Source organism: Exiguobacterium sp. s123 (genome assembly GCF_018617075.1).
Taxonomy (GTDB): domain Bacteria; phylum Bacillota; class Bacilli; order Exiguobacteriales; family Exiguobacteriaceae; genus Exiguobacterium; species Exiguobacterium profundum.
The window spans coordinates 630,437-642,368 of sequence record NZ_JACSJL010000001.1; the positions used below are offsets into that span (position 1 = coordinate 630,437).

9 protein-coding genes and 1 other annotated feature are annotated in these 11,932 nt (G+C 48.6%); all 9 genes read right to left on the reverse strand.

The genetic code is table 11. From position 1 onward, the window contains the following. Positions 1-1,134: 1,134 nt before the first annotated feature. A complete protein-coding gene (locus tag KNO72_RS03280) occupies positions 1,135-1,941 on the reverse strand; it encodes a hypothetical protein (protein ID WP_143404753.1) in 807 nt (268 codons plus the stop codon). Between the two features lie 152 nt (positions 1,942-2,093). Further along, on the reverse strand, positions 2,094-2,288 hold the full coding sequence (locus KNO72_RS15870) for a DUF5388 domain-containing protein (RefSeq protein ID WP_168169889.1): 195 nt from the start codon (positions 2,286-2,288) through the stop codon (positions 2,094-2,096). A 449-nt stretch (positions 2,289-2,737) separates the two neighbouring features. Further along, positions 2,738-3,493 (reverse strand): hypothetical protein, encoded by a 756-nt coding sequence (locus KNO72_RS03290; protein WP_078146540.1) that lies wholly within the window; start codon positions 3,491-3,493, stop codon positions 2,738-2,740. 92 nt (positions 3,494-3,585) lie between these two features. Then, positions 3,586-6,237, reverse strand: a complete 2,652-nt coding sequence (locus KNO72_RS03295) for a valine--tRNA ligase (protein WP_214734014.1) — start codon at positions 6,235-6,237, stop codon at positions 3,586-3,588. Positions 6,238-6,295: 58 nt separating this feature from the next. Then, positions 6,296-6,517 (reverse strand) — a binding site (T-box leader). Between the two features lie 47 nt (positions 6,518-6,564). After that, positions 6,565-7,869: a glutamate-1-semialdehyde 2,1-aminomutase gene (gene hemL / locus KNO72_RS03300; protein ID WP_031421390.1), complete on the reverse strand. Its 1,305-nt coding sequence runs from the start codon at positions 7,867-7,869 to the stop codon at positions 6,565-6,567. Beyond that, positions 7,866-8,846, reverse strand: a complete 981-nt coding sequence (hemB, locus tag KNO72_RS03305; protein ID WP_078146538.1) for a porphobilinogen synthase — start codon at positions 8,844-8,846, stop codon at positions 7,866-7,868. The genes hemL and hemB overlap by 4 nt, the downstream gene beginning before the upstream one ends. After that, positions 8,843-9,475 carry a uroporphyrinogen-III synthase gene (locus tag KNO72_RS03310; RefSeq protein ID WP_078146537.1) on the reverse strand — a complete coding sequence of 211 codons (633 nt, stop codon included), beginning with the start codon at positions 9,473-9,475 and terminating at the stop codon, positions 8,843-8,845. The genes hemB and KNO72_RS03310 overlap by 4 nt, the downstream gene beginning before the upstream one ends. 25 nt (positions 9,476-9,500) lie before the next feature. Next, complete coding sequence (gene hemC, locus KNO72_RS03315; protein ID WP_078146536.1) at positions 9,501-10,418, reverse strand: hydroxymethylbilane synthase; 918 nt, start codon at positions 10,416-10,418, stop codon at positions 9,501-9,503. 52 nt (positions 10,419-10,470) lie between these two features. Beyond that, positions 10,471-11,817 carry a glutamyl-tRNA reductase gene (gene hemA, locus KNO72_RS03320; protein ID WP_074037529.1) on the reverse strand — a complete coding sequence of 449 codons (1,347 nt, stop codon included), beginning with the start codon at positions 11,815-11,817 and terminating at the stop codon, positions 10,471-10,473. Positions 11,818-11,932 lie beyond the last annotated feature (115 nt).

The following is an 11,932-nucleotide window of genomic DNA, read 5'->3' on the forward strand; positions in this document are numbered from 1 at the left end:
CATGCCGTTTTTCTTACTGTAAAGATCTTCATAATCCTATGTTTTTCATAAAAGAAACCGCTTTAACAACAGCTTTTTTCGGGTTTAAGCTCATAAGGAGCAATGTATACATGTAGATTTGTATACTTATGTACCGTTTTCAAAAAATTACTTAGTTAGATCAATGTGGCTCTGAACATTCAGCAAGGACGAAGCAAGAATAGGAACTGATCAACGAGAGGTTGTCGACAAGCAACACAATCTTGATCGCGATCCTTTGTGAGATTGCACAGGTGAACAGAACCTACGACTATCGACGAATTATCATGACAGTCAACCATAGGACGATACCAATATGGACTAACGCATTCAATAAGAAGCGTATCTATCGTTTCATATGGTTCCTTGAGATTTCTTCAGTCATCCATCAGAAGCGAAAGTGTTACAAAAAGTCGTTCCCGTAGCACTGACCAAGAACCTGATAAACCGAGAATTTAGCCTCTCACGACTGAATGAGAAATGGTGTATTTACGTCATGGAGTTCTAATATGGACCTGGTATCTTGGTGAGAGTATGACGATTCGATTGTCGCCTACGGCTTCTGAGAATCCAACACACTGGGTTCGTCTTCCGGACGATGACCCCAGCAATTGCTGGGCTATGTACAGGAGCTGGTTCGAGGACCTATAAAGATCGTCGGTTTTGAGGTACCCTGAAATTCGCAATATACTATGTGCTTTAGTTCCAGGTTTGTAACGAACCCACACCAGCCATCACGACTTACATATACAAACAGATCGTCTCTAGAAACAACTAAACGACTTAAGTTCTGTTAAATACAGGACTCAAGCCGTTTAGTCTAATTTTTATTTATTGCTCTATCTACTTAATGAGGAGAAATTCATGATGTGTCAGAATTTTTTAAAAGTTGATAAATAGTTTTTGGTGCACTTGATTCTAATTATTCCTCTTTTTTATTTTTGTCAAAAAGACTCCCAATCCAAACGATAATTCCTATAAAGATTGGGAGACCTAAAATAAAAGTAAGTAAGTTTTTCGGCACGATTTCATTATATATATATAACAACACTATTGATAAGACGATAATAACTAAATATTTAACAAACGTTTTCACTAACTACCATTCCTTTAATATTATTTCAATTCAATATAGTCATTTTTAGGCTTACTATCTCTAGCATCAATCCACTTAGCTAATCCAGTACCTAAATCCATATAGTTCATCGCCCATGCTGACCCTGCTCCTACCGCGACTGCTAATTTCGGTGCTCCCCAAGCTTTCAACCTACTTACCACTGTTTTAGTAAATATTCGTTGTGCTTCTTTTTTTCCCTTCTTGATAATAAATTGGGATACGCCTCCAGCTACCCCTCCCACAGCTATACCAAAGAGCGTATTAAAAGTAGCTGCTGCAAATTTAACACTAACTCTTGCTTGAAATGCGTTTGCTTCTTGAGTGCTAAATGCATCAATAATTGTATCTTTTATTACAAACTCTTTTTCCTCTTCATTCTGAATTTCCTCAATATTTTCTTCTAATTGTTCTTGGGCTACAGGTAAGTCATTGTAAATGCCAGAACTCTTATCAAAGAAGTCAGTTAATACTTCAGCAAAGGCCTTATCTTCCTCCATGTTATCAAATCCATATATAGTAATTTGTTCTTCTATTAAAGCATCAAACAACTGTCTTTGCTCTGGACTCATTTCATCAACAGATGGAATATTTTCTACAGCCTCTTCTAAATCAAAATCATCTGATAAAACTTCTTCACTCAGCTCTACTTCTTCGAATGAATGGAGTGCAGAAGTAGAAACCAAGACATTATCTAATGTAAATTGATTTTCTTGCTCTTGTGCTTTGCTATCCTGTGTTGGGATTGAGCTTAAAACGAATACTACAGCTGTAACCAATGATACTTTGCCTAGAAATGATTTTTTCAAAACGTTCTCCCTAAAGATATTTAATATTATCCAACAAAGGACAATGTACCAAAAAAAGGATTAATAGACAATATTATTTCAACGTAAATTTACTTTTTTTTAAAAATAATAGAAAGAGTGAGCAATGTCAAAATACACATTGCTCACTCTTTCTATTTCTTTTGCTTCATCATCAAAACATCTCGAATCATCTCGTATTCTTTCCTTTCATTTGAAGAGAGTAATTCAAGATACTCGTCAATCATCGTTGAAATGATCGCATCTGCTGAATCTGCTTTGCCCATCGTCACTAACGCTGATAATTTATTTTTTGTAAGGTTTGAAACACGAACAGTGCTTGATCCTATATTGACCGAGTTCTTAGCTACCCGTTTATTTGAGGTTTACTTTCTGAGACGTGGTTTTCGATCCCACTGTTTGATATTCCGATACCTCAGCCTTATATTTTTATTGAGGCGCTTCACCTTTAGGGTATCTTTATCTAACTTTAGTCGGTCAACCAATTTAGCCACATTTGACCGGTGTGGCAATCAGTACGCTCTTCACGTCTTCTCACTATATGTCAACAGGTCGATTGCCGTTTTGGAGTGAGGAAGACGAGGTATGAAATTCTTCTATAACATACTTTCGTCAGTGGTTGGAGTTCTATATTTTACATATATCGTCCACCTGTTTCGAATCGGTTTTACGACCCCGCTCTACACTTAGATTTCAATGCTATTGACGATTGGAGTCATCGCCTTGTGGCTTTTCAACAAACGACCCGAACGTCGCTCTTGACGCTCGGGTCTTAATATTATTCTGAATCCCGAAAAGGAAACGATACAGACGAAGGCTCCGGTAACGAATCAGCGAGTGCCAACAACTCTTCTTCCGAGATATTTCCTGTCACGATAATCAGTTTGCCTTGGGTTAAATAGTATAAACCGTTCCCGTATGATTGCTCCAATACATACGGTTCTGGCTGTTCCGACATCTCCCCTTCTACTTCAGTGAAAGAATCCGTCGCAATGATACTGATGAGGCGTGTCTCATCATATAACGTCCAAAGCTTCACCGGCCAATCGCTACCTGAATAATCAGCGCTGATGGCCTCCATCTCTTTATTAGGAAGATCTAATCCGTGAGCGAACGCTGATGATGTCTCCGGAATCCCAAAACGTTGCATGCCACGCTGCGCCCATCCATTTCTTTCATCATGAATGAATACGCCAAACGGGTTCTCACGGTCAGGGACGGTCATCGCAACTAAACCGATCCCCCCGACCATCGTCTCCGTTATAATGTGATCCTTCGACAAGTGTCTTGTCGAGCCATCTTCATATTGAAGGGTGATTTGTTCCACGACCGCGTCTGAGACCCGTTCCGTGCCTGGTTGTACTTCGGCAATCGTCGTCCCCGTCACGTCTACGTCGGGGAATTGCGATTCATCGATCACTCCCTCCTGTTCTACCTCTTCCACACCCGCCTTCTCCACAGCCTTCGTCTCTTCTGACGGTGTACATCCAGCCAGTCCCAACATAAGAACACATACTATTCCGATTCGTCTCATCTCATATCCCCTTTTCTACGTCTATCTCTTCAAATTCTACCAAAACACAAAAAAACCTTCTTCAGAGAATCAATCTCCAAAGAAGGTGTGTCTTACTTACGCAACTCTTCCAAACGGGCGCGGACCGCGTCACGCTTGTCGAGGTAGTCTTTTTCTTTTGCTTTCTCTTCGTCGATGACGTGAGCCGGTGCCTTGGCGATGAAACCTTGGTTTCCGAGTTTCTTCTGCACGCGCTCGACTTCTTTTTCATACTTCGCCACTTCTTTTTCAAGACGGGCGATTTCTTCTTCGAAGTTGATGAGGTCTGCGAGCGGGATGAAGAGCTCCGCTCCCGTCATGATCGCGGACATCGACTTGTCCGGAGCCGTGAGGCCACGTCCGATTTCAAGCTCTGTCGCATTCGTGAACTTGCCGATCGTCATTTCATTCGCGCTCAAGTAACCTTGTGTCGCATCGTCGCTCGTCGAGATGAAGAGCTGAATCGGTTTAGACATCGGTGCGTTCACTTCGGCACGGATGTTACGAACCGAGCGGATGACGTTCATCACAGCTTCAAACGCTGGAACCGAATCGGCGAAGTGAAGGTCGTCACGACGCGTCGGGTAGCTTGCACGAACGATTGAATCGCCTTCGTGCGGCAAGTGTTGCCAAATTTCTTCTGTAAGGAACGGCATGAACGGATGCATGAGACGCATGATCGAATCGAGCGTATGTGCGAGGACCGAACGGGTCGTGTGCTTCGCTGCTTCGTCCTCACCGTACAACGTGAGTTTCGCCATCTCGATGTACCAGTTACAGAACTCTTCCCAAATGAAGTTGTACAAGTAACGACCGGCTTCACCGAACTCGTACTTGTCGACGAGGCGTGTCACTTGGTCGATTGTGTCGTTCAAGCGCGTCAAGATCCACTTGTCAGCAAGCGTCTTCTCACCTGTGAGGTCGATGTCTTCGACTTTAAGACCATCCATGTTCATGAGTGCGAAACGACTTGCGTTCCAAATCTTGTTCGCAAAGTTCCATGTCGACTCGATCTTCTCCCAATAGAAACGAAGGTCGTTCCCTGGTGTCGAACCTGTGAGGAGGAACCAACGGAGTGAATCCGCTCCGTATTGGTCGATGACTTCCATCGGGTCAACGCCGTTACCGAGAGATTTCGACATCTTGCGTCCTTCCGAGTCACGGATGAGACCGTGGATGAGGACATCGTTGAACGGTTGCTTCCCTGTGAACTCGAGTGATTGGAAAATCATACGCGATACCCAGAAGAAGATGATGTCGTATCCCGTGACGAGCGCGCTCGTCGGGAAGTAACGGTTGAAGTCCGGTGCGTCCGTATCCGGCCAGCCCATCGTTGAGAACGGCCAGAGTGCTGACGAGAACCATGTGTCGAGGACGTCTTCGTCTTGTGTCCAGTTCTCACTGTCCGCTGGCGCTTCTTTCCCTACATACACTTCTCCTGTCTCGTTATGGTACCAAGCCGGGATGCGGTGGCCCCACCAAAGTTGACGGCTGATACACCAGTCGCGGATGTTCTCCATCCAACGGAGGTACGTGCCTTCGAAGCGTTCTGGGACGAAGTTGACTTTCGTGTCGTCGTTTCCTTGTGCCTCGAGTGCCGCTTTTGCGAGTGGCTCCATATCAACAAACCATTGTTTCGAAAGGTAAGGCTCGATGACTGCGCCTGAACGCTCTGAGTGACCGACCGAGTGCGTGTGCGGCTCAATCTTCACGAGTGTGCCGTCCGCCTCAAGGTCTTTGACGAGTTGCTTGCGGCATTCGAAGCGGTCGAGCCCTTCGTACTTGCCAGCATTCTCGTTCATCTTCCCGCCTTCATCCATGACGAGGATGCGTGGAAGCTCGTGGCGGTTTCCGATTTCAAAGTCGTTCGGGTCGTGTGCTGGCGTGATCTTCACGCAACCTGTACCGAACTCCATGTCGACATAGTCGTCGGCAACGATCGGGATTTCACGGTTCATGACTGGAAGCATGATCGTCTTGCCGATGAGGTGTGTGTAACGCTCATCTTTCGGGTTCACGGCAACCGCCGTATCACCGAGCATCGTTTCGGGACGTGTCGTTGCGATTTCGATATGACCTGAACCGTCAGCGAGTGGGTATTTCATGTGATAGAATGCACCCTCGACTTCTTGATAAATGACCTCGATATCTGAAACGGCCGTCTTTTGAGCCGGGTCCCAGTTGACGATATATTCGCCACGATAGATCAAGCCTTTTTCATAAAGACGGACGAATACTTCTTGAACGGCTTTTGAGAGCCCTTCGTCGAGTGTGAAGCGTTCACGCGAGTAGTCGAGACCGAGACCAAGTTTTGACCATTGGTCGCGAATCGTCTTCGCATACTCGTCTTTCCATTCCCACGTCTTTTCGAGGAACTTCTCACGTCCGAGGTCGTAACGCATGACGCCTTCTTCACGGAGCTTTTGCTCGACTTTCGCTTGTGTCGCAATCCCGGCGTGGTCCATCCCTGGGAGCCAGAGCACGTCATAGCCTTGCATACGCTTGAGGCGTGTCAATAAATCTTGGAGCGTCGTATCCCAGGCGTGACCGAGGTGAAGTTTCCCGGTAACGTTCGGTGGTGGGATGACAATCGTGTAAGGTTGTTTCGAATCGTCCTCGTCTGCTTTAAATACATCGTTCTCTAACCAGTAGTCGTACCATTTTGACTCCGTCGCACTTGGGTCGTACTTCGTCGGCATGGTGATTTCATTTGTCTCATGGGCCATGTGTAGCGCCTCCTCTATCTTATTGGTGAACACAAAAACGGCTTCTCTCGTCCTATACGCTAAGGACGAAAGAAGCCGTGATCTTCCGCGGTACCACCTTAGTTCGCCAAAAAATGGCGCCCTCAAAATCGAATAACGGTCGATGGACCGAACTTTCCTACTCCATTCAGAAAGTCAGCTCCGAGGCGACTTCCGCGTCCATCCCTCGCAACCTTTCACCAAGCGGTCGCGTCTCTAAAAGGAATGGAGGATGCGTACTACTCCTCATCAAAGCCATTCATCGTATCTGTTAAATAATTGTAGCGACAGAAACGTCAGCAGTCAAGATTAGAGTGAAAACTCTTCTTGAAGCTCCTTGAACGTCGCCTCGACCGCTGCGATCGTCTTCTCGATATCCTCGTCCGTATGAGCCGTCGAGAGGAACAATCCTTCGAACTGTGACGGTGGCAAGAAGACGCCGCGCGCCGCCATCTTCTGATAGTAAGAGCGGAACATCTCGAGGTTTGCCGACTTCGCTTTCTCGAAGTTCGTCACTTTCTCGTTCGTGAAGAAGAAACCGAACATCGAGCCAGCGCGGTTCGTGTCGTGTGGGATGTTGTATTTCTCGCCTGCTTGCGTGAAGCCTTCCGCGAGACGGTCTGCTTTACGCTCGAACTCGGCGTAGTGCTCCGGTTTGAGTTGCGAGAGTGTCGTGTAACCGGCAATCATCGCAAGTGGGTTACCCGAGAGCGTCCCAGCTTGATAGATTGGACCTTGTGGTGCAATCTGTTCCATGATTTCACGTTTCCCACCGTAAGCGCCGACCGGAAGTCCGCCGCCGATGACTTTCCCGAGACATGTGAGGTCCGGTGTGACACCGAAGTACCCTTGTGCACAGTTGTACCCGACACGGAAGCCCGTCATGACCTCATCAAAGATGAGAAGCGCGCCGTTTTGTTCCGTGATCTCGCGGAGTCCTTCGAGGAATCCTGGTTGTGGTGGCACGAAGCCCATGTTTCCTGCGGCCGGTTCGACGATGACACCAGCGAGGTCGTCTCCGTATTTCTCAAAGGCGACGCGGACTGCGTCCAAGTCATTGTACGGAACCGTGAGCGTATGGCTTGCGAGTTCTTTCGGTACGCCTGGAGAGTCCGGGAGACCGAGCGTCGCGACACCAGACCCGGCTTTGATGAGAAGCGAGTCCCCGTGTCCGTGATAGCATCCTTCGAACTTCAAAATCTTCGTCTTCCCTGTGTAGCCGCGTGCGAGGCGAAGTGCCGCCATCGTCGCTTCCGTTCCTGAGTTGACCATACGGACCATCTCGATCGATGGGACACGATCGATGACGAGTTCTGCCATCTTCGTCTCAAGCTCGGTCGGTGTCCCGAACGTCCAGCCTTTTTCAGCTTGTTCTTGGATCGCTTTCGTGACGACCGGGTCGCGGTGACCGAGGATGAGTGGTCCCCATGAGAGGACGTAATCGATATATTCGTTGCCGTCGATGTCATAGACGCGTGAGCCTTCACCGCGTTCGGCGAAGATTGGCGTCATCCCGACCGATTTGTAGGCACGGACCGGGCTGTTGACACCGCCTGGCATGAGAGGACGGGCTTGTTCGAACGCTTCTTGTGAGCGCGTTTGATTGTATGTCATGCGTAGTCTCCTTCCAAATAGCGACAGACGTCTTTTGCGAAATACGTGACGATGAGATCGGCACCGGCACGTTTGAATCCGACCATTGTCTCCATGACGATGCGTTCTTCGTCGACCCAGTCGTTGAGTGACGCGGCTTTGATCATCGCATACTCTCCGCTCACGTTATATGCCACAATCGGCATATCGAGTGAGTCGCGCATGTCACGGATGATGTCCATGAACGCGAGAGCCGGTTTGATGATCATGAAGTCGGCACCTTGTTCCACGTCCGATTGTGACTCACGGAACGCCTCACGACGGTTCGCCGGGTCCATCTGATACCCTTTACGGTCGCCTTCTCCAGGAGCCGATTGGGCTGCGTCACGGAACGGTCCGTAATAGGCTGATGCATATTTGACACCGTAGCTCATGATTGGAATGTGGCTAAATCCGTTCTGGTCGAGACCTTCGCGGATAGCTGTGACGAATCCGTCCATCATCGAACTCGGTGCGATGATATCGGCACCCGCTTGTGCTTGCGTAATGGCTGTCTGGACGTGAAGTGGAAGTGATGCGTCGTTATCGACGTCCCCATCTTTCACGAGACCACAATGACCTGTCGACGTGTACTCACAAAGGCACGTATCGGCGATGACCGTGAGCTGTGGCGCCCACTCTTTCACTTTACGAATCGCTTCTTGGACGATGCCGTGGTCATGATACGCTTCACTGCCTTCTGGGTCTTTATGTTCCGGCACACCGAACAAGAGCACAGATTGGAGACCGAGGTCGACGATTTCTTTAATCTCTTCTTCGAGTCGGTCAAGTGAATAATTGAAGACGCCAGGCATCGAGCTGACTTCACGTTTAATGTTAGTCCCTTCAATGATGAAGAGCGGGTAAATCAAATCTTCTTTTCGAACATGATTTTCACGTACGAGGGCACGCATCGACTTCGATGAGCGAAGACGACGGTGACGGTCAAACTGGTTCATGAAAAATCCTCCCCTACACACTGTATTAATGCATCCATAGTATAACATTCTGGCACTCGTACCGGTAACGTCGACACTTGTCGGACAGCGCGTTCGGTCACTTCGCCAATGGCGTACCACGTCCCGTTGAAGTGGGACAAGTATGGTGTGAGCGCATCGACGGCCGACGGACTCAAGACGAGTAACGCCTTCACCGTCTCGAGTTGTTGTTGTTGGTCCGAGGTCAATCGGATTGGAATCGTCTCATAGACGACCCAGTCATACACGCAAGGCAGCATCGACATATGGGACGTGTTCGCCAAATTGCCACGTGCAAACAAGACGACATCATCGGTCGAAACAACGTCAGATAACTGCTCAAAAAGCGCCTCACCCGTATACGTCTCCGGCATGAGCGAGACGGTAAAGCCCTCCGCTTCAAGCGCCCGCTTCGTCTTCTCCCCGACAGCGGCGACCTTGACGTCACGCGTCAGATTCCGAAGGGCTTGCACCGCGTTTTGACTCGTGACGACGAGCCAATCGAATCGTTCCACGGGTGGCGGTGTATACGTCTCTCTCGTCTGAATGAGCGGGACATGATGAACGGAAAGACCGCTCGCCTCGAGCCGTGCCCGTTGCGAAGCGGTCATTCGTTTCGTTCCCGTGTACCAAACGTCACTCATTGACCGAGGCGAGGATTTCACGCCCGCCACGACCGAGCAATTCTTCTGCGACGTCCATTCCGAGTGCGATTCCGTCCGTTGACGTCTTCGTCACGCGAAGCACTTCTTTCCCGTCCACTGACGCGATGAGACCTGTCAGTGTCACGTCGTCACCGTCGACCGTCGCATAACCGCCGACCGGTACGTGACAACTTCCTTCGATCGCTTTTAAGAAGGTGCGCTCTGCTGTAGCCGCTTTCGCTGTCACTTCATCATGCAACAATTGAAGCACTGCCGTCACTTCTGCGTCGTCCTTGCGGCTCTCGATGGCGAGTACGCCTTGTCCGACAGCAGGTACCATGACGTCCGGGTCAAGCGCTTCGAAGTCGACACGATCTGTCCACCCCATCCGTTCAAGTCCGGCTTTCGCGAGCAAGATGGCATTGTAGTTCTCGGAGTCTAACTTCTTCAGACGCGTGTCGATGTTTCCACGAATCCATTGAATCTCAAGGTCAGGACGGGCTGCCAAAATTTGAGCACCACGACGGAGTGAGCTCGTTCCGACAATCGAACCTTTTGGAAGCGTCTCGAACGTGTAGCCGTTCTCACAGATGAGGACGTCACGCGCATCGACACGTTTCGGCATGCAGCTAATATAGAGTTCTTCTGGTAGTTCGGCCGGAACGTCTTTCATGCTGTGTACGGCGAAATCGATGTCCCCATCGAGCATCTGTTGTTGAATCTCTTTGACGAACAACCCTTTCCCACCGACTTTCGACAATTGCACGTCGACGATTTGGTCACCTTTCGTCACGATTTCTTTAATCTCGAACTCGTTCTTTGCTCCAGCTTGCTTCAACTGCTCGATGACCCATTTTGTTTGAGTCATGGCGAGTTGGGAACGGCGTGAGCCGACAATGATTTTCCGCATGTTCAATCTCTCCTTCATAGAAAAAGGCGACACGCGTCGCCTTTTTGTCTTGTTAGCGCATCAATGCGCGAAGTGGTGCTTTGGCAGAAGTGGCATCTGTTTCTTCCACTTCGTCTACAGGTTGTTCCGGCAACTCGACATCAAGTCCGAACGTCTCGATGAATTGAGCGATTCGAACGTTCGCGTCCGGTTGAGCCGCTGCATCTTTAATGTAGTCAATCGGGTCACGAAGCATTTGATTGATGATCGACTTCATGTGCTTCCCGATGACTTTCTTGTCTCGTGCTGACAAATGGTCGAGCTTACGCTCAAGACTCGTCATCGTATCTTCTTGAATATCAAGGGCACGAGCACGCAACTCGTTCATGATTGGCACGACACCAAGCGTGATGAGCCATGTTTGGAACTCTTGAATCGCTTCATCGATTTTCATTTCAATCTTTTCAGCCTCGACGAGACGCGCTTCAAGATTTTTGTTTACGATTCCATTCAAATCATCGACATCGAACAAATGCACACCCGGAAGTGTCGCGACCGCTGGATCGATATCTCGCGGCACAGCGATGTCAATGAGAAGAAGCGGACGTTCGCGGCGCAGCAACTGCGCAGCCGCTACATCGTCGTATCCAATGACGGCATCCTTCGCCCCGGTCGAACTAATCAAAATATCTGCATCAAGTAATCCACATGCGATCTCACGAATCGAATGGGCACGGCCTTTGAACTTATCCGCTACAGCTTTTGCTTTGCTCTCCGTCCGGTTGAAGACAGCGATTTGTTTCGCACCAGCTTCAAATAAGTTGAGTGTCGTCAATTCACCCGTCTCACCGGCTCCGACGACGACGACTTGTTTGTCTTCAAGCTGTTGATACATCTCTTGTGCGAGCGTCACGGCAGCCGAACTGACCGATACAGACATTTCCCCAATTTGCGTGTCCGTATGGGCGCGCTTGGCGAGTGTAACCGCTTCTTTGAATAATTTGTTGAAGACCGTTCCTGTCGTTCCATGCTCCTGGGCACGGAAGAAACTCGTCTTCACTTGACCTAAAATTTGTGTTTCCCCGATGATCATCGAGTCGAGGCCCGACGTGACACGGAACAAGTGGCGAATCGCCTCTTCCCCTTCTCGAATCGACAAGTATGGTGTGAACTGCTCCATCTCTAAGTTGAACCAGTTCGCCAAGAAACGTTTCGTGTAATAACGTCCAGTATGGAGTTGATCTGTCACGACGTACAGCTCTGTCCGGTTACACGTAGACAAAATAACCGACTCGAAAATGCTCTTCTCTTCGCGAAGTGCAATCATCGCATCCACGATTTCTTGCTCCCCAAACGAGAACTGCTCCCGAATCGCGACAGGGGCTGTCTTGTTATTTAGTCCAACGACGACAATATGCATGTATCTCTTCCCCTCATCTAAAATCCACCGACGGTTATCTCTTCTTTATTTCAATCTCTACCGTACATTATAACAGTTCTTATCTGGTAACTATAATCTTCTGTTTGATTTTCCT